Origin of the sequence: Vibrio sp. 10N.286.52.C3, from assembly GCF_041468865.1 — a bacterium.
GTDB classification, from domain to species: Bacteria; Pseudomonadota; Gammaproteobacteria; order Enterobacterales; family Vibrionaceae; genus Vibrio; species Vibrio crassostreae_C.
Genome location: NZ_JBFRJM010000037.1, coordinates 1 through 22,933 on the forward strand (window position 1 = coordinate 1; position 22,933 = coordinate 22,933).

Genomic DNA, 22,933 nt, shown 5'->3' on the forward strand with positions numbered 1-22,933 from the left:
TTTTACTTTAATTGGTATAACTTCCTTTTAAAATGGTCCCGAATGAAACTGAAGTACTGCAGTTTTAGGCTGGTGAAGTACTTTGATACAATGGAATGATTAACTCATTTATGTTGATGCAGGGCCTGAACTGCTTGATTGTTTTCGTTGGTAACCGCTGCTTAAGGCGTACCGCCATACTCGATTGCGTTTGGCAACTGCGTCCTAGCTATGCCGGGCGATTAGAAAGCTTTGAATGGTGGCATTGGGATGATGAAACACTAGCAGAAATATTGCCACCATTCCAAAAAGATTGCGGTGAGTTTTTGGCTTACTTTGAGCAAGTCTAACCCCAATATATTTTAAGTCTGAAACTAAAAAAGCAGCCTAAGTGGCTGCTTTTTCGTTTAATAACTTTATAGCGGTTTAGCTGGCAAGCCGTTTAGTTCGCTAACTGATTAATTAGAAAGCTTAGCCTCGACTTGCCCAAGTGCGCGTTGGTACATAAACCAAGCACATGTACCGGCAAGCACATTACCCACCATGGCACCCCAGAACAGGCCTTCAATACCAGCAAGCTGCGAACCAATCCACAAGCAAGGCAAGAAGAAGGCGAACAGGCGCAGTGCTGATATCGTTAAGGCAGTATAAGACTTACCAAGCGCATTCGAGATAGAAACCATCAGCATGCAGATACCCAACGGCCCTAAACTGATAGGAACGATAAGTAAGTGGTAGTTCAAAATGGTCGAGACTTCGTCTTCGCTGGTCATGAGATTTGCCAACCCGCCAGAGAACACCCAAGTTACCAGTGCGATCACCAATTGGAATCCTAATACAAACATCACGGCAATCTTCACAAGACTACGTATGTTCCCTAGGTTCTTTTCTCCCAACATTCGGCCAATCATAGGTGGCATCGACATAGTCAGAGCAAGCACTGCAACAATCGAAAAGAACTCAAAACGTGAACCTAGCGCCCAAGCTGCAACGGCTGCTGTGCCGTAGCCTGCAAGCAGTTTGGTGGCGAGCATCGAAGAGACTGGTGGCAGTAGCTGACTGATCATCGCAGGCCCCATGATGTTTCCTATAGAACGAATACTCTTGCCGATATCAAGATCGTGCCAGTCGAATGTCATCCAATGCTTCTTAGTTACCTTAGGAGCAACGATAAAGATACCCACACCGAACGCCAAGATGGTCGCAATCGCGGCTCCGTTGATGCCCATGTCGAGCGTGAATATGAAAATCGGGTCCAATATCAAGTTGATGATGCTGGTCGCGATCATCATCGAACCGGGCAGCATGGTATTACCATTGGCACGACACACACTGTAGAAAAAGTAGAGCAGTGCGCCTGTCCAAGAGCTTACCAGCCAATAGATCCAGTAATAATCAATGATCGGCAGTACCGTCGGTGGTGCATCGAGGAGTTGTAAAATAGGACCACGCAACAGATAGATGATGACCGAGAACAGCGCGACACTCACACTGCCCATCACAACGACTAATCCGCCGAGCTGTTTGGCATAGCGTATCTCGTTAGCCCCAATAGCTCTCGCGATCACAGCCGTTGTCGCGATGCCTAGTCCGACTTGAATCCCGATAATGATCATCTGAATTGGTAGCGTGAAGCCTTGAACCGCGAGCGGCAGTACGCCTAACTGGCCAATAAAAGCACTGTCTACAAGTTGGAAGCTCATCAGGGAGAGCACCCCAAACAGCATTGGCCATGTCATTGTATAGAGTTGTCGGCCAAGAGAAGGCGAGGGAGTTGCGGTCGTAGAATTCATAACACTCTTATCAGTCTTGAAGGTAGGTTTGTCGTAGTGACAATCCACTCAATGAAGAATTGCGTAAAGGATAACGTAACGTTAGCTCGATACCAATAAATGTCATTAAATCTATCGATATTACCTTTGCACAGTTTCATCGGTATGTGAGCATTGTGCAATGCAACTTTATGCGTTCGCTTATTGAAATTTAAGGTGTCGTATCTTGTTTCTGAGTTTTATATTAGCGGATTGGGTCTAAAGGTTTTCCATTCGACTATTTCTAATGTTTCGCTTTATCCCGATAACTTGGTGGCGTGACTCCAACCCAACCTTTGAATGCACGATTGAAATTACTCAAGTCGCTGTAACCCACTTGCCAACTGATGTCTTGAACAGAAAGGTTGGTCTCTTCAAGTAGCTGTTTTGCTTTAGCTTCCCGAACTTGTTCTTTGGCTTGTTTAAAGAGAATGTTTTTGCTCTTCAGGTTTCTCTGCAGCGTTCGTTTTGTCATGCCGAGCATGGTCGCAAACCACTCAATATTGAACCAAGGTAGAGTCGCATAGGTGTCTATTAATATCTCGACAGCGTGATGCCAATCTTGGGTACTATTTCGTTCTGAAATGGCACGATAATCATCGGGCAGCGGAATCGAGAACGCACCGTATTGCTCTTCAAACTGAATATCAGAATCAAAGAAATGCTTAGGTAATTTACGTGCGCTGTTGTTCTTAGAGACCAACTTGGCGTGTGATGGTTGCCAGCGACTGTCAATGAACTTACGGCATAGGCTAATCACGGTCAGGGCGCGAAACCATTCTGCTTGTTCAAAACCTGAGGTCGATGGGTGATAGCAACTTCGATGACACAGCCACCACAATCCATCGCTTTTTTCCGTCCATATGGTGACGTGATTACTTAAGGTCGATATTTCAGTAATCAAGCAGCGTACCGCTTGCTCGAGAGAAGTGCATTGTTCAATTTTTCGGTCTAGCTCAGATGACAATTGCTCTAGAGAGGCCTTACGTCCAACCTCAATCCCTATCGAATAGCCAAACTTACGCTCAAGGCCATGAATGAAGCGAATCACGTCTTGTGTAGGAAGCCATTGATTGGATTGTGTCAGTTCAATGGGTAGACCGCACGCAACGGCGACGGTGCGCCAATCCAGTCTATGTTTGTCACAATACTGAATATATGGAGCAATGTTACTGGTCGAAGTGAGCAGTATGCTGGTGGTGTTCGATGATGCTTTCATTGTTTTGTGCCTACCATTAAATGTCATCAAGTGACCTAATTAAGTGTAGCGCATCTCCCTATACTTTTCCTAACCCAAACAGGAGAACAATTATGAAACTTAAACACATTGCCGTTCTAGTATCGTTAGCGACCCCATCATCATTTGCTCTTGCAGCAAACCCAGTTGAAGAAGCTCTGAAAGTTGAAGGTGCTCAAGTTACCTTGACCGTGAAAGAGGCGAGCACAGCATTTACCCCAAGTTTTACTGACTCAGCTCGTGAGTTATTCAATAACTTTCATTGGCAGATGGGCGGCGACCACAGCGTTTACTACAACATGCACATGAGTGAGTTTCTACCAACGGCACTGGCGGCTCCAAACGAAGAGTACAAGCCTTTAGTCAAAAATATCGACCCACGACTCGCTGCACTGAAAGTTGATACTGAAAGCAAAGGTCAGTTGACAATGGATGAGTACTTGGCGGATGAACAGTTCCGTACCCAAGGCTTTATGTTGATTCACAAAGGGGAGATCGTTTACGAAGCTTACCCAGGTATGAAGCCGACAGATACGCACGTTTGGGCATCTACAGCAAAAACGACGGTTGGCACAGTGATCGCAATGTTAGTGGAAGAGGGCAAAGTCGACCCTGAAAAAGAGATCGCTGAGTATGTTTCTGAATTGAAAGGAACGAACTGGGATGGCATCACAGTACACCAAGTTCTGAACATGTCGACCGCGCTAGACAATGAAGAGACATTAGAGTCTATCTTGAACCCAGACTCTGATGTGGTGCGTTTCTTTGCGGCATCGTTTAACTCACCAAGAGCAAAAACGGGTGAGATGGAAACTTGGATGGACGTGGCTAAGGGCGCGCAAAAGCTCGCAGGTGAAAAAGCCGGTGACCACTTCCGTTATGCATCTATCAACACCATGGTGCTGACTAAGTTAGTTGAAAACGTTGAAAACAAAACTTGGACTCAAGTATTCGAAGATCGTGTTTGGTCAAAAGTGCACGCACGTCAACCAATGCAATTCAACTTGACGCCAGATGGCATGGCGATCGCGGTTGGCTTGGTTTCATCAACGGTAGAAGACATGGCTCGCTGGGGAACACTATTTACACCTAGCTGGAAAGCGGTGGCTGATGAGCCAGTGGTGTCACAAGCTGTGATTGATCGTATCCGCAACGGCGGTGATCCAAAAGCATTCGTAGGTACTAGCAAAGAGAGCAGTTCACTGCACGCATACAACGAAAAAGCAGACTACAACGCATACCAATTTGATTTCATTTTCAATGACGGTGCAATGTCGAAAAGTGGCAACCTAGGCCAATTTATTTACATCGATCCTGCACGTGACTTTGTGGGTGTGATGTTCTCAACCAACCCATACCACTCAGGTTTTGGTGAGAATAAAGGCCCTGCACTAATGCGTTCGGCAGCAAAACTACTTGCTGACAAGTAATCTATTTATTACCTAACAGGATGTTCCAGGCTTCAAGGAGGAAGCAAACGACTTTCGAGAGATATAATGAAAAAGTTTGCTCTATTAATCCCGTTGAGTTTAGGTCTAGCCCTTCCTGCACATGCCGATTCAGATTCCGAACGTGTTATCGATCCTGCTGATGTCACTAAAGTTTATACTCAAGCTGCATTGATGCTGAATGGTAGTTCAGATATCCAATTTCAAGGGCAAGTTTCTGGCGGTTTAGAAAACGGTCAGCAGTTTGCCCTACTGGCCGAAGGGACGTTTGTCGATGAAAGCAACACAGCGCTTCGCGATCCAGACAAATTCGGTACAGAGTACAGCAACTCTAGAATTCAGTACTTCCACGTCTTTGAAACAGGGACGAAAGCTACGCCTAAAGTGGGTCTTTCATTAGATTATATTAATACGCGCAACAGTATTAAAAATGACTTATTGTCGGTTGGCGGTGTTGTTGCGATTAATCCAGCTTATACCGGTGGATTCCTGGTATTTCCAAGAGCAGGACTGATGACTGGTAGTATGGAGATCCCTGGCGTCACTTCATCTAAAGATGATTTAACGGGATACTCGCTTGGTTTGATTACCGCGAAGCATCTCGGTGACTCTGGCGCTTATGTGTCTTTGGTTCCTGAGTGGCAAGATCTTTCTGGTGATGATATCGACATGCAAAACTTCTCATTTAAAACATCGTTAAATGTGCCGATGAACACTGCAAGAACTTGGTGGTTGAATACGCGCTATGACATTACCAAAGCGGATGTTGATGTGAAAGGTGTGTCAATGCCGAATGGTTGGCAAACCGAAGCTTGGGTTGGTGTGAGATACTACTTCTAGCGCTCTAGCCAGCTAATTTGCAAAGAACCTAAAAAAGCCAGTCAATGTGACTGGCTTTTGTCGTTTAGGTACTGCGTAAAACGTTACTTATTTATTAGCAACGTTACCTAGCTTCAACCACGTATCGATAACCGTATCCGGGTTTAGTGAAACAGAGCTGATGCCTTGCTCCATTAACCACTCTGCTAGGTCGTCATGGTCAGATGGGCCTTGGCCACAAATGCCCACGTATTTACCCGCTTTGGTTGCTGCATCGATCGCCATTTTCAGCATTGCTTTCACGGCTGGGTTACGCTCATCGAATAGGTGTGCCACGTCACCTGAATCTCGGTCTAGGCCAAGCGTCAGCTGTGTCATGTCGTTTGAACCGATAGAGAAGCCATCGAAGTACTTCAAGAACTCATCAGCCAAAATTGCGTTCGATGGTAGCTCACACATCATGATGACTTTCAGACCTTGGTCGCCACGGCGTAGGTCGAACTTAGCCAGAATGTCGATAACCGATGCTGCTTCGCTTGGCGTGCGAACGAATGGAATCATGATTTCAATGTTCTTAAGACCCATCTCGTTACGAACACGTTTGATCGCTTGAGTTTCTAGCTCGAAACAGTCTTCGAATACTGGTGAGATGTAACGAGATGCACCACGGAAGCCCAGCATTGGGTTCTCTTCATGCGGTTCAAACGTTTTACCGCCGACTAGGTTGCTGTACTCGTTCGACTTAAAGTCAGACATACGTACGATCACACGCTTAGGCCAGAATGCAGAAGCGATAGTCGCGATGCCTTCTGTTAATTTGCTTACGTAGAAATCGATAGGATCTTTGTAGCCACGAATACGTTCGTTGATTTCCGCTTTTAGCTCATCCGTTTGTGCATCGAAGTTAAGCAGCGCTTTAGGGTGAATACCGATCATCTTGTTGATGATGAATTCTAGACGAGCAAGGCCAACACCTTCGTTCGGGATTTGTGCAAAGTCGAAGGCACGATCTGGGTTACCCACGTTCATCATTACTTTGGTTGGTAGCATTGGTAGCTCATCAACCTCAGAACGTTTGATTTCAAAATCGAGTTCGCCGTTGTAAACGTAGCCTGTTTCGCCTTCTGAACATGACACTGTCACGGTATCGCCATCGTTTAGGCTGCTTGTTGCGCTGCCACAACCAACGATTGCTGGGATACCAAGCTCGCGAGCAATGATCGCAGCGTGACAAGTACGGCCACCACGGTTAGTCACAATCGCAGACGCTTTCTTCATCACAGGTTCCCAGTCTGGGTCTGTCATGTCAGTTACCAGCACGTCGCCTTCTTGAACCAGTGACATTTGGTCTAGAGAATCAACCAAGCGAACAGGGCCAGAGCCGATACGCTGACCGATAGCGCGGCCTTCAACCAAGACATCCGCCTTATTGTTTAGCTCGTAACGCTCGATAACGTTTTGATCGCTTTGAGAACATACGGTTTCTGGGCGAGCCTGAACGATGTAAAGCTTGCCGTCGATGCCATCTTTCGCCCACTCAATGTCCATTGGACGTTGGTAGTGCTTCTCGATGATCATCGCTTGTTTTGCTAGCTCTTTGATCTCTTCATCGTTGAGTGAGAACTCGTTACGCTCTTGAGTGTCGGTGTCGATGATATCGACTTGCTTGCCGATTTCTTGATTGGTCGAGTAGATCATCTTGATCAACTTAGAACCAAACGTCTTTTTAACGATTGGGTAGTGACCCGCTTCTAACATTGGCTTGTGAACGTAGAACTCGTCTGGGTTCACTGCGCCCTGTACAACCATTTCACCCAAGCCCCAAGAAGAGGTGATGAATACCACTTGGTCGAAGCCAGACTCAGTATCAAGCGTGAACATCACACCTGAAGAGGCTTTGTCTGAGCGAACCATGCGCTGGATACCCGCAGACAATGAAATGCCACGGTGGTCAAAGCCTTGGTGTACACGGTAAGAGATAGCGCGGTCGTTAAACAGTGACGCGTAAACGTGCTTGGTTGCTTCGAGTACCGCGTCGATGCCTTTCACGTTAAGGAAGGTTTCTTGCTGGCCTGCGAATGAAGCATCTGGAAGGTCTTCTGCGGTTGCAGATGAACGCACAGCTACAGACAATTCTTCGTTGTCTTCGATTAGCTCGCGGTAGTTATCACGGATGTCTTGCTCTAGTGATTCTGGGAAGGGTGCGTCTAGAACCCATTGTCGAATCGTTGCACCTGTCTTACGCAGTGCGTCAACGTCTTCAACATCAAGTTCATCAAGTAGTTGGTGGATGCGCTCATCAAGACCTTTGTAGTCAAGAAAGTCGTTAAACGCATAAGAAGTGGTAGCAAAACCATTAGGTACAGAAACACCAGCATTGGACAGGTTAGAAACCATCTCGCCCAGTGAGGCGTTCTTACCGCCGACTTTGTCGACATCTTCCATGGATAGGCCATTGAACCATAGGGTATTATTTTGCATTTATTTCTCCAGAAACATCGCAAGCATTGTAGGGATTTAAAGGCAAACGATTACGTGTCAGTTTAAAAAAATGTAAATTATTTTCTAAAGCTGTGGGGGACGTAATAGTCAGCAGGGTTTTATTATCTATATTATGGTTACCATCCTACTCAAAATAATTTTAAACATTAAATAAAAAATGCAAATTGATATCCAAAGTCGTGATGTATTCTATGTTTCTGATGGAACGGCCATAACATGTGAGACTTTAGGGCATGTTGTTCTAGGTCAATTCCCTTTTAAAGCCAATGAAAAAACCTTTCCGTTTGTGGAAAGTGAGGACAAACTTTCTGATTTATTAAAAGAGATTGAAATTTCGTATCGTGATACCGGATTAGAACCGCTAGTGTTCTTTTCGATTGTGATACCTGATATCAAAACCAAATTGCTAGAAGCACCCGCGCACTGTTATGACGTGTTAGAGAGCATCGTGCAGAAAGTACAGGATGACATTCAGATGGCGCCTGTTCCTAAGTTGCAGCGCTCACGCAGTGTAAACAAGGACTCGGTGAAGTATTTCGACCGTATTGCTGCGATTGAGTACACGCTCGCGCATGATGATGGCATCACGCTAAAAGGGCTGGAAGAAGCCGACATCATCTTGTTGGGTGTTTCTCGAAGTGGCAAAACACCAACAAGTTTGTATATGGCGATGCAGTTTGGCTTACGCGTAGCAAACTACCCATTTATCCACGATGACTTGGCACGCTTAAAGCTGTTGCCAGAGTTTGAGATTTACCGACATAAGCTGTTTGGTTTGACCATTGATGCAGAAAGGCTCACTGAAATTCGTGAGAACCGCTTAGCAGGCAGCGAATACGCCAGTGACTCACAATGTTTGTATGAATTGCAAACGGTAGAGGCGATGTTCCGTCGAGAAGCGATACCTTACATCAACACCTCTTCACTATCGGTTGAAGAAATTTCGACACGAATCTTGGAGCGAACAGGTTTGAGAAGGCGTCTGCTGTAAGACAAAGCCTTAGAGAAATAGAATGGCCAGATAAAAGAAAATCGAAGCTCGCAGTTTACACCTGAGAGCTTCGATTTTTTGTTTGTGCTCGTTGTAGTCGCTTGCGAGTCAGAGCTTGTTTTCTTAATCAGAGCTTGCTTTCTTAATCGAGATAGCTTTCTAGCGAAGTAAAGACAGCTTTAGCGTTTCACTTTTCTTTTCTAACCAGCGTTCAAGTGCTGGTGGCCATGTGATGCTTGGTTCTACGCAAAAGCCACGAAGCATCGAGAAATACACCGCTTGATCGACTAGAGGCAGTGATGACTCACCATTCTCTAGATCCAGTAAGAGTTCGGCATCTTTCAGTAATGGGTTAATCAGTTGAACGAACTGAGGCGTCTTTTCTAACAGTTCTTCAAAGTTAAAACCTTCGGTCTCTTTACTGGCACGCCAAGCTTCTTTGGCTCCAGCAGAGCGATATTCAGCCAAGTCGAGGTTCCACCAACGTGGGCGTCCAATCTGTTGAGTAAGAGGGAATGCGCGAGTTTGGAACACAGTCACTTGCTCAGATGGCACACGCTGCTCATCGCTTGATTTCAAGTCCATGAAGCACGCGATGATATCTAGGCTCTCTGCCATGATAGAGCCATCGTCTTTTTGTAAGACGGGTACCATCTTTTTACCGATCAGATCGATAAGGGTTTGGGCATCATCATAATCGACAGAAACAAGCTCAATGTTCAAGCCTAGCGATTGAGCAATGTAGGAGACTCTTGCACAGAAAGGGCAGTGGCCGTAAATGTAAAGCTTCATAGCTTCCCTCATTCGGGTCTTTCTTAGTATAAGATGATGCTAATATACCAGAAACTTTCGCAGACAATAAGCCTTTGTTAACAAGAACTATTCACTGCGATTAAGTGCTCGGGGATATCAAGAGAACGATGGGAATAAGCACTTAGTGTAGAAACTCGTTGCCTAATTCTATTGTTAGTTGAGTGCGGTTTTATTGTAACGAGTAAGCGAATGAGAAAGCTAGTGGGTAAATTACAGGCATAAAAAAGGCTCTGGCTGCTTACTCTAATGCAGAAGAGTGAAGTCAGCCAAAGCCTCAATTTTGTTACCTTTAGTAGAGTGACTACTAAAAGGGCAGAGTGGTTAAACTATGCTTTTTTAAGATCTTGCGCTGGGTAAGTAAGCGTCATTGCGCCTTCTACCGTTGTAACGTGAACGTAGCCGCCACCAGCACTTAGGCCAGTTACTACCATTTCACCTAGTTCAACACCTTTTGTTGCTACAACGCGATCATCAACTGAAAACACTTTACACACCTTCAATAAATTAAATAAATACGATAGATATCGAACGCGGATTTAAACAGATGGGACCTCAATCAACTAATCCGGTTATTTGTCGTAAAGATTAAATTCAGTTATGTATAAATAATTATGTATTAAAAATCAGTTTGTTAACTTACGCTGTGACGTTATTTATCCGCTGGATACACTACACCAACTTGTTGGCGCATCTCTGTAATTAACTTCGCAACCGTTAAAGCGCGCAGTTGGGCCTGCGCTTGTGTTGCGTTGTCGCCAGCAATGCAGCTAGCAAAGGCCTGCGCTTCGTAACTCATGGAGTTTTCGCTTTGTGCTTGAGTAAGGTTTTCTACCGTGCCATCGCGGTAGCGGATCTTAACGTCAGTACATTCAGCGATGTGATCGATGATGATCGCCCCTAATTCACCTTGGATCTCGCTTGGCGCATAAGAGTCGCTGACTTTGGAGTGCGCAAGGGTCACATCAAACTCAGGGTATTGGAAGATCGCACAGCCATGAGCATCGACACCTGAATCAAGTAGCTTTGCAGAAGCCTGTGCGTTTTCAGGTTTGCCAAATAGCGCGACTGTCGCGGCAACACAGTAAAAGCCAATATCGACCAATGAGCCGTTAGAAAAAGCTGGGTTGAAGGTATTTGGGTTCTCGCCGTTTAGGTATTTTTGGTAGCGCGATGAATACTGGCAGTAGTTGATGTGTGCTTTATGTACCTTGCCAATCTTTTCTAACCCAAGTTGAACTTGCTTAAAGTTCGGTAGGAATTGAGATTTATACGCCTCAAACAGCACCACACCGTTTTTCTCAGCGACTTCGAACATGCGTGTTGCTTCATCAATATTTGATGCAACCGGCTTTTCACAGATAACATGCTTGCCGTGTTCCATCATGAAGATAGATTGCTCGCAATGCAGTGAGTTAGGGGAAGCGATGTACACGGCTTCTACAGTGTTGTCATTGGCCAATGCGTCGAGTGAGTCATACGTGGTTTCAACGTCAAATTCTTGGGCGAACTGTGCCGCGCTGTCTAGATTTCGAGAGTAAACCGCAGCAAGTTGCATCGATTGAGATTCGTGCGCAGCTTGAACAAACTTTTGTGTAATCCAATTGGTTCCAATTACAGCAAACTTAATCATATAGGTATCCAGTCGTTAGTCGTCGTTAGTATATTGATTCTGCAGAGATAGTAGCACTCAACGGCTGGCAATGTGCCTGAGATTTACGGAACAATTTCCCTAAACATAGTGCCTAATATTAATGTTCAGCCTTCACAGAGCGTCTGAGTTGACCAGTGTAACGGTGCACAACTAAGCCATTTTTGCTAAGGTGTTATTGAATTCAAACAAGGTGATGATATGCAAATCCGGACGGCCAAGGTAACTGATATTAACGCGATCTTAGCGCTCTCTGAGCAGATAAACCGTCAACATCATCTTGGTGCGCCTATGGTATTTGCACCAGCGTCACAAGGCTTGGCCGACAGTGAAGAGTATTGGTTAGGTTTGATGCTTGACCCACTTGGCGCTTTCTTGGTTGCAGTAGACGACAAGCAAGTCGTTGGCTTTTTAGCGGGTAAGGTAACGCAGAACAAAGGCGTCAGTTTTATTCAGCCGCACAAGGTGGCAAGGGTCAATACGATTGTGGTGAACGATCAGGTTCAGAGCAAAGGTGCTGGTCGAGCGTTAATGAAGTCTTTTAATCAATGGGCGCAGGCGAGAGGAGCGATAGAACTTAGGTTGGAGGTAATGGAGTTTAACCAACAAGCTCAGGGTTTCTATGAGTCGTTAGGAATGGAAACTCAGTCACGAACCATGTCCATGCGTTTTGAGGAGATCTAAAGGTGCGTCTGTTTCTGCCTTTATCACTGTGTTTACTGTTTGTGGCTTCGAACGCGAATGCTGAGCAAGTCGTGGTCGAGAAAATAGTCTCTGACGCGACCGCTATCGAAACCATCGTATTCGAGTCTGCACCGGCTCATTCTCAACGTGTCTCAACGTCTTCATCTAACTCAACCTCTTCCACGAGCTCAAACTCCGAGCATGTGATTATTGTGGATGATGTTCTTAACAGTAGCCCTGATGAAAAGGTAGCTCAGTTTTCTCAAGGGTCATCGAAACGTCCACCTCAAAGTTCCTCTCGACAGTTTTACAACGTACCGGATAGCGCATCTGAGATAGATTCGCTGTCGCAAGTGGTTACGTTAGTTAAAGTCGATAAATCGAAACGTAGGATGTATCTGCTAAAAGGTGAAGAGGTGATTCAGGAGTTTCGTATTGCGCTAGGCAAACAACCGAAAGGGCATAAACGCTTTGAAGGGGACAACCGAACGCCGGAAGGGGAATACCAGCTCGATTATGTGATGGAAGAGTCGGACTTTTATCGCTCAGTACATATTAACTATCCGCAACCTTCGGATATGCAATGGGCAGAGCAAAATGATGTAGATCCTGGAGGAAACATCAAAATCCATGGCATCAAAAACGGCGAGCGTCGTTCGCCGAGCTTTATTCAAAGTTTTGATTGGACGGATGGCTGTATCGCGTTAACCAATCAAGATATGGATGAGTTTCTCCAACTTGTAAAAATGGGTACCCCTATCCATATCGAATGGTAGTCATTGGTACCCAGTTTTCTTAATCACTTTCCGCAGTCAATTAGCGCAATCAATTCGCGAAACCAATTCGTAAAAGCAACGTCCAAACTTAACCGCTAAAGCCAGTTACAGTATGACTCGACCTGCACTGAATATTGCAATCACAATCAGCAATGCAATGGTGACTGGCTTGAACTTCGCTCCACCAAATCTCTCGAACAGTTTAGAACCCACATAACCGCCAAGCATGCTGCTTGGTAGAAGCGCGAGAGTCAGCCAAACTACATCGCGGTCGACTAACCCAGCGATAGATGCCGAAACAAACGCAGTGGAATCAGCCAATACAAAGAAGGCTATCAGGCCTGCTCTGGCAATGTGCGGAGCGACTGGGCTTGCTAATGCATGAGTGCCAATTGGAGGCCCTGACATCGAAGCCGCGCCGTTCATTACACCCGCAAGGCTTCCTAGAATATAGGGAGTAAATCTAGGTTCGCTTTTGTACTGGAAACCTTTGTAGATCATAAGTGCAGACGCAAAAATGAAGGCACTGATGATCAAGATGATCGTGTCTTGGCTAACGGATTTAAGCAGAAGTAAGCCGACTGGTGTGAAGGCAAAACAAGGGATAAATACCTTTAAAACCCAGCGCCAATTTACGTGATGTTTAACCTTAGGCAGTAATTGAACATTGCCTAGGAGATCGATCAACATGAAGACGGGAACCAGTTCGATAACAGGCTCGAATAACGCACTTAATGGCAATGCCACTAAGGTGAAACCGAAACCTGAGAAGCCACGAACAATAGCGGCGAAAATGAAGATTGCACCCAAAATTGGGAAGGTTGGACTAAAAATGAGATCCATAAATTAAGTAACCAATGAAGCTGTCTGTATAGAGCGAGCTAATGAAACCAAGTGAGTAGCGGAATGTACTCCTACTCACTTGTGTTTGCTACCTAATTTTAAGGTTTCCCGAGAGTTAATTTTAAAGTCTCTCGGGGTTGTTTTTGCGGTATTTGTTTGGTCAATTTATAGAGGTAAATTGATTCGGAAAATCAGTGAATACGGCATCTACTTTTGAGATGAATTTGAAGTGAGACGGATCGTTTACTGTGTAGCACCATGTTTGGATGTTTGCTTCACTGAGTGTATCAAGATCGCTCTGATTCACATGCTCGTAGTTCATGTGACAGCTGAACGCTTTGACCTCGTCAATCAACATCAAGTCGGCTTGAGTCAGTTGCTCGGTGATCAGACCTACGCGGTATCTCGGCAGGTGACGAGCCATTTCAGAAACGACTTGATGGCTGAAACTTGAAAGCAGCACTCTGTCGGTGTCTAGATTTGAACGAATCAACTCGGTATGCAGCAAATCAACGACATGAGGCGCTTGATGTCGACTGTCGACTTTGATCTCTAAGTTCACGCTGAGATCATGCTGTTCAGCAAGCGCGAGCAACTCTTCCAACGTCAATATTCTTTCACCAGCGAACTGCTCAGACTTCCAACTGCCAAAATCGAGCTGACGCAGCTCAGCAAGGGTGTGTTCATCAACTCGACCCTTGCCATCGCTGCAGCGATCAAGCGTGTGATCGTGACAAACGACCAGTTGGTCATCCTGAGTGGGCTGAATATCAACTTCAATCCATTTCAAGCCGAGTTTAGCCGCTTGTTCAATGCTTGCTTTGGTATTTTCTGGGTGAGTACCTGCAACACCCCGATGACCTACGATGATAGACGACATAATTAATCCTTCTTGAATGCGCATCGTAAATATTTATTAAATATCAGTTTTCCCGAATACGCCAGAGTAATTGCTGGGCAAGAGTCTCTACACAGGATTCGGCTCATAAAAGTGATATTTTCCTCTTAGTACTTTCCTAGCAGTACTAAGAGGAAAAGCCTCTCGAGTGGAGAGGCTTTGGATGAGATGAGGCTTTGACCCGAACCTCGCTTTAGTGTGCGATATCGAGTTGGTTGTCTTTCACGCCGTTAATACGGAACCAACCTGCAATACTGAATCGCTCTGTGTTTGTCGGCAGTACCTCGTGTGGGAACTGTTCAGATAAGAACACAAATAAGCGGCCTGACTTTGGTGGAATGGTCGTGATGTGGTTGTCTTTTAGGTCGTAAACCACAAGTTCACCAGCGTCTTCTTCTGTCCACTCATCATTCATATAGAACACAGTGGTCAGGCGGCGGTTTTCATTGCCCTTGAAACAGTCTAAGTGCTTCTGGTAGAAGTCGCCTTTTTCGTATTTAGCAAAGTGCGCTTCGTACTCGAACAGACCCAAAAAGAACGCTTGGTTTGCCGCTAAACGAATTTGTTCCATTTTGTCTAGGAACAGAGATGCTGGCTGACCCATATCGCGGCGCACCCATTGAATCTTGTCACTACGAATGGTCGACTCTCGCGTTACTTCATCGTTACGGCCAATCCTAGCCTTTTTCCAGTTCTCTGGAATGCAATCCCTCAATGCCACCACTTCTTCATGAGTTAAGAAGTCATCCCAAACAAAGTAGCCTTGGGTAGAAAGAGCATCGATTAGTTGGTTCATGTATAGCACTCAGACAATAAATTAGAGGCGCATATATAGTCCTAATAACTTAGGTCAACAAATCACGTATTTTGTCGTCACGATAAAAGAGCGGAAGAGCATGGTACTTTGATGTGATTTTATAGTTAACAAATTTGTTACAAATAAATGTGAGTTTGCTATGGTGTAGGTCTGACCAGTTGAATTATCACAAGGAGTGGGTTTGCAGCTGCATACCATTAAAGGTTACATCCAAGACATGTACTTGGTGGAGTATCCGGACAAATTACTGTTGCTCGATGGCGCATGTCGAGCCGATATTCCGCATTTGAAGGCTTTTATTGAAACCGAACTTATGCGTGATTTTTCTGATCTCCACACGGTTGTGGTGACACACATGCATCCTGACCATGCAGGGGCAGCGCACAAGCTCAGAAAGCTCACGAGCTGTAACTTGGTGGCAGCAAACCGAGACAAAGATTGGTATCACGGCATCGATGGCATTTTGATGCACCTGACCGACTTAGCGCTTGCTAGGTGGATGGCGAACCGCTTAGGCAAGCCTAAAGCAAACCTATGGTATTCAAGAAAGTTAAAGCCGGACTACAAGCTGTCTGATGGGGATAGTATTCCAGGGTTTGATGATTGGTTGGTTCTTGAAACACCGGGCCATACCGACCGTGATCTCTCGGTCTATTGCCCATCACACAGCGTGGCTTATGTTGCCGATTTAATGGTCGAGGTTAAGAAGAAGCTGATTCCGCCGTTTCCTATCTTTCACCCTAATAAGTATCGAGCGTCTGTATCGCGCATTTATGACATGCAGCTCGATACCTTGCTGGTGGCGCATGGTGGGCAAGTCGATTTCAGTCAGAAGGCTTTTGAACACCTGCTGATGAGTGCCCCAAGAAGGCCTGTTACACATTGGCGAGTGACGAAAATCAAAACCAAGAAATTACTTTTATCGATTGGGCGATTTGGTTTTCAATCTCATGGTAAATCGAAGAAATAGATCAGAAGTCTGAATGCAAAGTCGTGTATTCAGAGCTGAAAGTAGAAATAGAAAAATAGATAGCAATAAGGCCAGTCATGAGACTGGCCTTATATCGTTGTGAGTAGCTTTAGTTATAACCTGTGGAGCGGTTACGATGACTCGGATTAGTGAGTCAGCAGGAATTCACCCGCAGGGTCAACAATCACTTTGTCACTCATGCCTTGACGTCCAAGCAACATCATGTAAGTCATGTCTTGACGGTTGCTTAGCGTGATATCGATCGGCCATTGTTGGCCACCGATTCTTAGCATGGTTTCAATCACGCAACGGTGTTCAACTTCGCCGTTAGATGATTTAATTTTCTTACTTGTTTTCAGTTTCGCCTTGCAGCGCACCGTCTCTTCTAGGTGATAAACGTCTGGGTGAAGGTCGAACTCTACGAATTTCTCACCATTTGATTTAACACATAGTAGATTGTCTACGTGTAGAGAAGAGGTTTTAGCCCCTGTATCAACACGTGTATGTAGTCCAGTTATCCCTAACTCTGGTAAGCAAAGTGCTTCGGTATTCCCTATGATCATTTTATTGTTCATTTTCTTTCCAATCATGAGTTATCGGTATTCAATCAGCCCTTGCCACGAGTACGGTTAGCGTTTGGTTTTGCATTCTTCTCGATGAATTCGAAAATCATGTCTGCTACATCTTTACCCGTTGCTTTCTCGATGCCTTCTAGGCCTGGAGAAGAGTTTACTTCCATTACCACTGGGCCGTTCTTAGATTGTAGGATATCTACACCACATAGGTTTAATCCCATGATTTTCGCTGCATTGATTGCTGTTGCGCGCTCTTCTTTGGTTAGTTTAACCAGCTGAGCAGTGCCGCCACGGTGCAGGTTAGAGCGGAATTCACCTTCACCAGCTTGACGCTTCATTGCAGCAATTACTTTGTTGCCAACAACAAAACAACGGATGTCTGCGCCATTTGCTTCTTCAATGAACTCTTGAACCAAGATGTTCGCTTTTAGGCCCATGAACGCTTCGATAACGCTTTCTGCTGCTTTGTTTGTTTCTGCTAGTACAACGCCGATACCTTGAGTGCCTTCAAGAAGCTTGATCACAAGTGGCGCGCCGCCTACGTTTTTGATCAGGTCTTGAATCTTGTCTGGGCGGCTAGCGAAACCTGTTTTTGGTAAGCCAATACCTTTACGAGACAACAGTTGTAGTGAGCGCAGTTTGTCGCGAGAGCGACTGATTGCTACTGACTCATTGATACAAAAAGTGCCCATCATTTCAAATTGGCGAACAACCGCAGTTCCGTAAAAGGTAATGGAAGCGCCAATACGTGGAATAACAGCATCGTATTGAGGTAGCTCTTCACCCATGTAGCGAATCTTCGGATTGTTACTCGCGATATCTATATCACAGTGCAACGTGTCGATAACATCGACCTGATGACCACGTGCTTCTCCAGCCTGCTTTAGACGAGCGGTAGAGTATAGATTTTCGTTGCGAGAAAGAATTGCGATACGCATGGCGTTTCCTTAGTTAATACCTGATTGGTAACTGCAAATAAATTAGTTGTTAGCTGAGCTTTCAGTTTTTTCTGAGGCTCCTTGCTTGCTTCGGGGCGAACCTTAAGGCTTTTCGTTCAACTAAGAAAACGAATTAAATTTGTCGAGTCGACAACGGAAATTTATCGATTGTGTGAGCTATTGGTACAGCAGGCTTGAGAGGGGAATTGGAATGGAAAAGCGAGTTGAGACCTAACTCATATTGGGGGTAGGAGCATATTAGGTTGTACCCAACTCGCGTTTACTCGGTGCTAAAAAGTGTACTAATAACGCCAGTTACATAGATCTAAAAGTGTTCGTAGTGCTTCTCTTTCGAGCTTACTGCAGGTGCTTTTTAGCTTGTTAAGATAGTATTTTCTCATGGTCATTACTCTCTCTGGTTAGGCTTTATTTACAACCTATGGTTTGTTGCTGACCCGTTCATTATGGATAATTAAGAGGAACTAAAAAACAGATGGTATTTTTATTGGTTGTTCCTGTTTTGGTCGCATTACACTACTTTTTGATGAATGTGTTTTATAATGAGCTTAATTAGGAAGAGCTATCTTTAAAAGGTTCACTATTTGTCTGATCTAAACATGATGCGTTACTACACGCGGCTAGAATCGTTCGAGCCAAACATTTCTCATTCAGTCACCCTAGCCGAAGTAGCGGATATGCTGTTTACAAGCTTGCGTCACGCTCGAACTTTACTTGGTAAGATGCATCAAGCTGAATGGGTGGTGTGGGAGCCAAAAGTTGGCAGGAATCAACGCTCTAACTTAACACTGCGTTTTAGCAATTCAGAGTTGGCGCAGCATGTTGCAAGTAAACTGATAGAGCAGGGCAAGTACGAAAAAGCACTTTCCATATTGGATAATGACCGCGCTGTGTTTGGTTCTTTACTGCAAGAAACTTCCGGCGCGACCATGCGTGAAGGGCTGCTGCACGTTCAATTAACCTATAAGCGTAAGTTTGAGGATTTGTTTCCGCACCATATACACCGCAGTAGCGAACGATTTTTGATAAGACAGGTTTTTAGCTGCCTAGTGACGTGTAATGGTAAAGGTGAGTTAAAGCCTGAATTAGCTCACCATTGGGAATATGACACAGAGCAACTGGTTTGGACTTTCTATCTGCGCCCCGGTCTGACTTTTCATGATGGTCAGCCAGTAGATGCCAAGCAGCTGGTTGCTTTGTTTACTGCTCTACAAGCTCTGCCTTTCTATCAAGCTGAGTTAGATCATGTCGCTTCCATCTACAGTGAGCAGCCATTAAGGATCAGTTTTAAATTAACCCAAGCGGACACAGGTTTTGCGGGGTTGCTTGCTGGTGTTAAGTATTCGATTCAACCCGCCGAGCAAGTGATGCGTGAACCATTACCATTGAGCTCAATGTCTCATGCTGTGATCGGTACTGGCCCTTTCAGAGTGGTTGAAACCAATAGTGAGCGCATCAAGCTCTCGGCATTCGAACACTTTTACGGGTGTCGCTCTTTAACCGATGAAGTGACTATTTGGCAGTTTGAAGAGTCGATGACAGGTAGTGCTCGATTCGATGATAGCCAGATGCAGGTGTCACCTTATGAAGACTCCGCCTGTTTTCACCAATTAGGGAAAAGCGACACTGAGCTAGTCTCGGCTGAAACTGACGGGCTTCGTAGTCGAATCGAAGATGGTTGTTTGTTTGTTCTGTTCAATCAAAACTCAGCAGTGAATCCGTTAAGCGACGAGCAACGTAAGTACCTATCAGCCCTTGCAAACCCTCAGGCTATTTTGGCGCAACTGGAGCAAAACCAAGGATTATTCAGTGTCTCTTTGGCTCAGAACATATTGCCAAGTTGGCAGAAGCTGTATCGAACGCCTTCCAGAGAGAGTGAGTTGCCTAAGAAATTGAGCATTGCGGTATATAACTACTATGCCCTTTATCGGTGTGCCATTTCCGTGTCGGACATCCTTAAACGACATGGAGTGGAAGTTGAAGTGAACACCTATAGCTTTCGAGAGTTGGCGCTGCTTTCTCAGCGGGGCGATTTAAAAGAAGATTTGGTATTGTGTAACCTGAATCTCGATGATAATGCGCCATCTTCGCTGTTCTCGTGGTTGATGAATGACCCTGTATTGCACTCTGCTTTGGGAGAGATGAACAGCGATTGGCTCAAGCAGCGCTTGGATAGTCATAAAGCATCCGTGGAACTGCCTAATTACTTGGCAGAGCTAGAACCCATCGCGTCTACTCTGATCTCAGATTATTGGTTAGTGCCTATGTTCCACCACTTACAGACCGTTCGTTTCCAAGGGATTCTGAAAAACGTGGCCATCACAAACTGGGGATGGCCAGACTTCAAGAATGTATGGTCTGCTGATTAACCTTTCTTACTAACTAAATAACTAAGTTAGCTCGTTTTCAAAGTCGGTTTTTCCAAAATCGACTTTGACACGCTTACGTCTAGATAAATTAAAAATTACACTCTGTGGTTTACTTTTTGGTTTTGGTATGTAAACTAGTCAGTGTAGTTTTTGAGTTGGGTCTTTCCCAACGGTTGAAGAGATACCAATGAAAAAATATCTATTACCGATTTTAGGAGTACTTGCCGTGGTCGCTATCGTAAGCACAGGTTCACAATCAAATGACAATCTAGATAAGCTTCCAAAGAAGTTTGCTAACAGTGAGTTAGAGTACAAATCGGGCATGTCTGATATTTTTTCAATCTTGAAAGCGTATGTAACCGTGGAAAGAAATGAGCCAGTGCCACGTGCTGCATTGCCTTTGATTCCGATGACAGCCGAGCAATTGATCGAAGAGACAGAAGACGTTGCGTACCGCTTAGGTCACTCAAGTGTGATGATGAAGCTAGATGGCAAGCTAGTGATGACTGACCCTGTGTTCAGTGATCGAGCATCACCAGTGCAATGGATGGGGCCAAAGCGCTTTCACCCAACCCCAATCTCACTGCAAGATCTACCTGACATCGATGTGGTAGTGATCAGCCATGATCACTACGACCATTTAGACAAAGGTGCCGTGAAGGTATTAGCCGACAAAGTAGGGACGTTCTTAGTGCCATTAAGAGTGGGCGCACTGTTGGAAAAGTGGGGCGTGGATAAAGAGAAGATCATCGAATTGAACTGGTGGGAATCGGCAACGGCCTCAGACATTGAGTTCACGTTGACACCGACACAGCATTTCTCTGGTCGTGGCTTGCTTGATCGTGACCAAACACTGTGGGGCAGTTGGGTTATTAACGCTTCAGACAAGAAAGTCTTCTTTAGCGGTGATTCTGGTTACTTCAATGGCTTTAAAGAGATTGGCGACCGTTTTGGGCCGTTTGATTTAACCATGGTTGAAACGGGTGCGTATAACTCACTTTGGGCGGATATTCATATGTTCCCAGAACAGAGTGTTCAGGCACACATTGATCTGCAAGGTAAGGTGATGATGCCAATCCACAACAGTACCTTCGACCTTTCTATGCATGATTGGCAAGACCCAATGGAACAAGCACTGGCGATTAGCAAAGAGCGAGATGTACAAATGGTAAGCCCGGTGATGGGTGAACGTTTGGTGATCTCAGAGCCTGTACCTGTTCTGGCATGGTGGAAACTAGCATCGAATTAGAGCTGTCATCCAAATAGACATAGCTAAACCACTAAGCTGTACAACCCAACTTATACACGAAACGCCACCGATCTTACGATTCGGTGGCGTTTTTTCGTTTTATTTTTAAGATCAGCTTTCTAAGTTCTGCGCCATTTTCTTCGCAATTTTTCTGAATTGTTCTAACTCGTCTTCGGCCATGCCTTTGGTCATTCTCTTCAGCATGTCTCGATCGATATCCGAGACCTTACTCATGATCTCTTGACCCTTATCAGTCAGAACCAATAACTGGCTGCGCTTGTCTTCCGGGTTCGGAGACTTCTTCACAAGTTCCTGATTGATCAAGGCATTAATGAGCCGAGTGACCTGTGCTTTATCACGATCTAGGAAGTGTGCGATATCGATAGCGGTACATGGAGACTTCTTAGTAATGATCTTCATGACACGAATGTTCATAGGTGCGATCTCTGAGTCTAAGCTCTCAATCTGTTCGCTCATTTGACGTTTCAAAGAGTGCACTAGACGAAAGATTGATTCTAGCGATGTGTTATCAGACATAAACGGTCCTTAGAAATATAGTTGACATTATCAACCACTGTATTTATAGTTGACATTATCAACTTAATTGTTCGTAAATTCAAGACAGGAAATAGATATGACGATTCAAGCAACTCTAACGCCAACTCTTCCTGAGCAAAAAGGCACACCGGTTTTATACAAAGTTTTGGTCATGATGAGCTTAATGCTGACGATTGGCGGCAGTTTAACGGCTGTGATGACTTACATGAATGTCGGATTCGGCGAGGAATTTATTGGCAACTGGCTTTCTTCGTTAGCCCTTGTTGTCGTGATCATGATGCCAATGGGCACGGTGATGATGGCTTTAGTCACCAAAGCCGTTGCTAGAGTGTTCACAACTTATAGCGAGAAAGTTCGCAACCTGATCGTAGGACTGATCATGGCATTCATAATGGAGTCCATGATGGCATTTGTAACAGCGGCAAATAACATTGGATTTTCGGATACATCGGCGTTTACCAGTGGATGGTTTAATGGATTTATTGCTGCACTTCCCATTGGCCTTGCGATCATGGTCGTGATGTCGATGACGGTTAAACCTAAGCTCGAACGATTCATGAAGAGCTAACCAAAACACTTTTTAAGCATTTTAGGAGGTCCACATGAAAGCATTCACAGGCAAACACAATAACTACCGTATCACTATCGAAGAAGTGAACATCAAAGAAGATCGTGAACTTCAAATCATGCAGTTTGAAATTGAAGACAGAGAAGATATGTTCGCGATTGTTGAGAAGATCAAACATGACAGCGGCTTAGACGAGCAATCAGCAGCGCGACTAGGAGTGAGCATTCGCTTGTTAGGCCCATTGATGATGCAAGATAGAAAACACCCTCTGTTTGTTGATTTCATGCCTCACTTCAGAAACTTCATGCAGAATTTGAAGAAGACGTTGAAAGGGCAGTAAAGCCTGAACATCAGTAATACATCAAAAAGTCAGTAATCAAATTACTGGCTTTTTTACATTTAATGTCCCGTCCTGAAATGTG

23 protein-coding genes are annotated in these 22,933 nt (G+C 44.9%); 11 read left to right on the forward strand and 12 right to left on the reverse strand.

What is annotated here, in order from left to right; translation table 11 throughout:
• The first annotated feature begins 110 nt into the window (after window positions 1-110).
• Window positions 111-329 (forward strand): phosphonate metabolism protein, encoded by a 219-nt coding sequence (locus AB4138_RS14610; RefSeq protein WP_136981876.1) that lies wholly within the window; start codon window positions 111-113, stop codon window positions 327-329.
• A 108-nt stretch (window positions 330-437) separates the two neighbouring features.
• On the opposite strand, the gene AB4138_RS14615 is transcribed toward AB4138_RS14610, so the two are convergent.
• Both AB4138_RS14615 and AB4138_RS14620 read right to left on the reverse strand, forming a co-directional pair.
• On the reverse strand, window positions 438-1,772 hold the full coding sequence (locus AB4138_RS14615) for an MATE family efflux transporter (RefSeq protein ID WP_136981875.1): 1,335 nt from the start codon (window positions 1,770-1,772) through the stop codon (window positions 438-440).
• 262 nt (window positions 1,773-2,034) lie between these two features.
• Window positions 2,035-3,009 carry a helix-turn-helix domain-containing protein gene (locus AB4138_RS14620; RefSeq protein WP_372138129.1) on the reverse strand — a complete coding sequence of 325 codons (975 nt, stop codon included), beginning with the start codon at window positions 3,007-3,009 and terminating at the stop codon, window positions 2,035-2,037.
• Window positions 3,010-3,101: 92 nt separating this feature from the next.
• Here AB4138_RS14620 and AB4138_RS14625 point away from each other — a divergent pair, with 92 nt between their 5' ends.
• Both AB4138_RS14625 and AB4138_RS14630 read left to right on the forward strand, forming a co-directional pair.
• Window positions 3,102-4,457 (forward strand): serine hydrolase, encoded by a 1,356-nt coding sequence (locus tag AB4138_RS14625; protein WP_102394183.1) that lies wholly within the window; start codon window positions 3,102-3,104, stop codon window positions 4,455-4,457.
• Window positions 4,458-4,523: 66 nt separating this feature from the next.
• On the forward strand, window positions 4,524-5,315 hold the full coding sequence (locus tag AB4138_RS14630) for a hypothetical protein (RefSeq protein ID WP_017064910.1): 792 nt from the start codon (window positions 4,524-4,526) through the stop codon (window positions 5,313-5,315).
• Between the two features lie 87 nt (window positions 5,316-5,402).
• On the opposite strand, the gene ppsA is transcribed toward AB4138_RS14630, so the two are convergent.
• A complete protein-coding gene (ppsA, locus tag AB4138_RS14635) occupies window positions 5,403-7,775 on the reverse strand; it encodes a phosphoenolpyruvate synthase (RefSeq protein ID WP_372306561.1) in 2,373 nt (790 codons plus the stop codon).
• Between the two features lie 178 nt (window positions 7,776-7,953).
• Between ppsA and AB4138_RS14640 the strand changes: the two genes are divergently transcribed.
• Complete coding sequence (locus AB4138_RS14640; RefSeq protein WP_017060559.1) at window positions 7,954-8,787, forward strand: pyruvate, water dikinase regulatory protein; 834 nt, start codon at window positions 7,954-7,956, stop codon at window positions 8,785-8,787.
• A gap of 159 nt (window positions 8,788-8,946) precedes the next feature.
• Here AB4138_RS14640 and grxB read toward each other — a convergent pair whose 3' ends face one another.
• The 3 genes from grxB to AB4138_RS14655 form a co-directional block, all read right to left on the reverse strand.
• A complete protein-coding gene (grxB, locus tag AB4138_RS14645) occupies window positions 8,947-9,579 on the reverse strand; it encodes a glutaredoxin 2 (protein ID WP_372306564.1) in 633 nt (210 codons plus the stop codon).
• A gap of 347 nt (window positions 9,580-9,926) precedes the next feature.
• On the reverse strand, window positions 9,927-10,085 hold the full coding sequence (locus AB4138_RS14650) for a hypothetical protein (RefSeq protein WP_004733064.1): 159 nt from the start codon (window positions 10,083-10,085) through the stop codon (window positions 9,927-9,929).
• Window positions 10,086-10,249: 164 nt separating this feature from the next.
• Window positions 10,250-11,230: a Gfo/Idh/MocA family protein gene (locus AB4138_RS14655; protein WP_017060561.1), complete on the reverse strand. Its 981-nt coding sequence runs from the start codon at window positions 11,228-11,230 to the stop codon at window positions 10,250-10,252.
• Between the two features lie 219 nt (window positions 11,231-11,449).
• Here AB4138_RS14655 and AB4138_RS14660 point away from each other — a divergent pair, with 219 nt between their 5' ends.
• The gene (locus tag AB4138_RS14660; protein WP_017064907.1) at window positions 11,450-11,932 is read left to right on the forward strand and encodes a GNAT family N-acetyltransferase; all 483 of its coding nucleotides are present in this window, start codon (window positions 11,450-11,452) and stop codon (window positions 11,930-11,932) included.
• Between the two features lie 2 nt (window positions 11,933-11,934).
• On the forward strand, window positions 11,935-12,708 hold the full coding sequence (locus AB4138_RS14665) for a murein L,D-transpeptidase family protein (protein WP_017064906.1): 774 nt from the start codon (window positions 11,935-11,937) through the stop codon (window positions 12,706-12,708).
• Between the two features lie 105 nt (window positions 12,709-12,813).
• Here AB4138_RS14665 and AB4138_RS14670 read toward each other — a convergent pair whose 3' ends face one another.
• The 3 genes from AB4138_RS14670 to AB4138_RS14680 form a co-directional block, all read right to left on the reverse strand.
• The gene (locus tag AB4138_RS14670; protein ID WP_372306567.1) at window positions 12,814-13,551 is read right to left on the reverse strand and encodes a sulfite exporter TauE/SafE family protein; all 738 of its coding nucleotides are present in this window, start codon (window positions 13,549-13,551) and stop codon (window positions 12,814-12,816) included.
• Between the two features lie 160 nt (window positions 13,552-13,711).
• On the reverse strand, window positions 13,712-14,431 hold the full coding sequence (locus AB4138_RS14675) for a glycerophosphodiester phosphodiesterase family protein (RefSeq protein ID WP_372306570.1): 720 nt from the start codon (window positions 14,429-14,431) through the stop codon (window positions 13,712-13,714).
• Window positions 14,432-14,642: 211 nt separating this feature from the next.
• A complete protein-coding gene (locus tag AB4138_RS14680; protein ID WP_017064899.1) occupies window positions 14,643-15,245 on the reverse strand; it encodes a 2OG-Fe(II) oxygenase in 603 nt (200 codons plus the stop codon).
• Window positions 15,246-15,447: 202 nt separating this feature from the next.
• On the opposite strand from AB4138_RS14680, the gene AB4138_RS14685 reads away from it, so the two are divergent.
• Window positions 15,448-16,236, forward strand: coding sequence for an MBL fold metallo-hydrolase (locus AB4138_RS14685; protein WP_104216066.1), 789 nt, complete (start codon window positions 15,448-15,450; stop codon window positions 16,234-16,236).
• Window positions 16,237-16,382: 146 nt separating this feature from the next.
• Here the strand turns inward: AB4138_RS14685 and AB4138_RS14690 are convergent, their stop codons facing one another.
• Both AB4138_RS14690 and rimK read right to left on the reverse strand, forming a co-directional pair.
• Entirely contained in the window at window positions 16,383-16,811 is a 429-nt protein-coding gene (locus AB4138_RS14690) for a RimK/LysX family protein (RefSeq protein ID WP_004740039.1), read from the reverse strand.
• Window positions 16,812-16,843: 32 nt separating this feature from the next.
• The gene (gene rimK / locus AB4138_RS14695; protein ID WP_004740040.1) at window positions 16,844-17,749 is read right to left on the reverse strand and encodes a 30S ribosomal protein S6--L-glutamate ligase; all 906 of its coding nucleotides are present in this window, start codon (window positions 17,747-17,749) and stop codon (window positions 16,844-16,846) included.
• 602 nt (window positions 17,750-18,351) lie between these two features.
• On the opposite strand from rimK, the gene AB4138_RS14700 reads away from it, so the two are divergent.
• Window positions 18,352-20,136, forward strand: a complete 1,785-nt coding sequence (locus AB4138_RS14700) for an SgrR family transcriptional regulator (protein ID WP_372306573.1) — start codon at window positions 18,352-18,354, stop codon at window positions 20,134-20,136.
• Window positions 20,137-20,323: 187 nt separating this feature from the next.
• Complete coding sequence (locus AB4138_RS14705) at window positions 20,324-21,385, forward strand: MBL fold metallo-hydrolase (RefSeq protein ID WP_372306576.1); 1,062 nt, start codon at window positions 20,324-20,326, stop codon at window positions 21,383-21,385.
• 111 nt (window positions 21,386-21,496) lie between these two features.
• Here the strand turns inward: AB4138_RS14705 and AB4138_RS14710 are convergent, their stop codons facing one another.
• Window positions 21,497-21,922, reverse strand: a complete 426-nt coding sequence (locus AB4138_RS14710) for a MarR family winged helix-turn-helix transcriptional regulator (protein WP_017060573.1) — start codon at window positions 21,920-21,922, stop codon at window positions 21,497-21,499.
• A gap of 97 nt (window positions 21,923-22,019) precedes the next feature.
• Here AB4138_RS14710 and AB4138_RS14715 point away from each other — a divergent pair, with 97 nt between their 5' ends.
• On the forward strand, window positions 22,020-22,511 hold the full coding sequence (locus tag AB4138_RS14715) for a DUF2798 domain-containing protein (protein ID WP_017081271.1): 492 nt from the start codon (window positions 22,020-22,022) through the stop codon (window positions 22,509-22,511).
• A 34-nt stretch (window positions 22,512-22,545) separates the two neighbouring features.
• The gene (locus tag AB4138_RS14720) at window positions 22,546-22,851 is read left to right on the forward strand and encodes a DUF3861 domain-containing protein (RefSeq protein ID WP_372170737.1); all 306 of its coding nucleotides are present in this window, start codon (window positions 22,546-22,548) and stop codon (window positions 22,849-22,851) included.
• Window positions 22,852-22,933: the final 82 nt, after the last annotated feature.

What these genes read in the sequence shown, in the direction of transcription:
- AB4138_RS14610 (WP_136981876.1), top strand. Translation starts at nt 111, where the DNA reads ATGTTGATGCAGGGCCTGAACTGCTTGATTGTTTTCGTTGGTAACCGC.
- AB4138_RS14615 (WP_136981875.1), bottom strand. Translation starts at nt 1,772, where the DNA reads ATGAATTCTACGACCGCAACTCCCTCGCCTTCTCTTGGCCGACAACTC.
- AB4138_RS14620 (WP_372138129.1), bottom strand. Translation starts at nt 3,009, where the DNA reads ATGAAAGCATCATCGAACACCACCAGCATACTGCTCACTTCGACCAGT.
- AB4138_RS14625 (WP_102394183.1), top strand. Translation starts at nt 3,102, where the DNA reads ATGAAACTTAAACACATTGCCGTTCTAGTATCGTTAGCGACCCCATCA.
- AB4138_RS14630 (WP_017064910.1), top strand. Translation starts at nt 4,524, where the DNA reads ATGAAAAAGTTTGCTCTATTAATCCCGTTGAGTTTAGGTCTAGCCCTT.
- ppsA (WP_372306561.1), bottom strand. Translation starts at nt 7,775, where the DNA reads ATGCAAAATAATACCCTATGGTTCAATGGCCTATCCATGGAAGATGTC.
- AB4138_RS14640 (WP_017060559.1), top strand. Translation starts at nt 7,954, where the DNA reads ATGCAAATTGATATCCAAAGTCGTGATGTATTCTATGTTTCTGATGGA.
- grxB (WP_372306564.1), bottom strand. Translation starts at nt 9,579, where the DNA reads ATGAAGCTTTACATTTACGGCCACTGCCCTTTCTGTGCAAGAGTCTCC.
- AB4138_RS14655 (WP_017060561.1), bottom strand. Translation starts at nt 11,230, where the DNA reads ATGATTAAGTTTGCTGTAATTGGAACCAATTGGATTACACAAAAGTTT.
- AB4138_RS14660 (WP_017064907.1), top strand. Translation starts at nt 11,450, where the DNA reads ATGCAAATCCGGACGGCCAAGGTAACTGATATTAACGCGATCTTAGCG.
- AB4138_RS14670 (WP_372306567.1), bottom strand. Translation starts at nt 13,551, where the DNA reads ATGGATCTCATTTTTAGTCCAACCTTCCCAATTTTGGGTGCAATCTTC.
- AB4138_RS14675 (WP_372306570.1), bottom strand. Translation starts at nt 14,431, where the DNA reads ATGTCGTCTATCATCGTAGGTCATCGGGGTGTTGCAGGTACTCACCCA.
- AB4138_RS14680 (WP_017064899.1), bottom strand. Translation starts at nt 15,245, where the DNA reads ATGAACCAACTAATCGATGCTCTTTCTACCCAAGGCTACTTTGTTTGG.
- AB4138_RS14690 (WP_004740039.1), bottom strand. Translation starts at nt 16,811, where the DNA reads ATGAACAATAAAATGATCATAGGGAATACCGAAGCACTTTGCTTACCA.
- rimK (WP_004740040.1), bottom strand. Translation starts at nt 17,749, where the DNA reads ATGCGTATCGCAATTCTTTCTCGCAACGAAAATCTATACTCTACCGCT.
- AB4138_RS14705 (WP_372306576.1), top strand. Translation starts at nt 20,324, where the DNA reads ATGAAAAAATATCTATTACCGATTTTAGGAGTACTTGCCGTGGTCGCT.
- AB4138_RS14710 (WP_017060573.1), bottom strand. Translation starts at nt 21,922, where the DNA reads ATGTCTGATAACACATCGCTAGAATCAATCTTTCGTCTAGTGCACTCT.
- AB4138_RS14715 (WP_017081271.1), top strand. Translation starts at nt 22,020, where the DNA reads ATGACGATTCAAGCAACTCTAACGCCAACTCTTCCTGAGCAAAAAGGC.
- AB4138_RS14720 (WP_372170737.1), top strand. Translation starts at nt 22,546, where the DNA reads ATGAAAGCATTCACAGGCAAACACAATAACTACCGTATCACTATCGAA.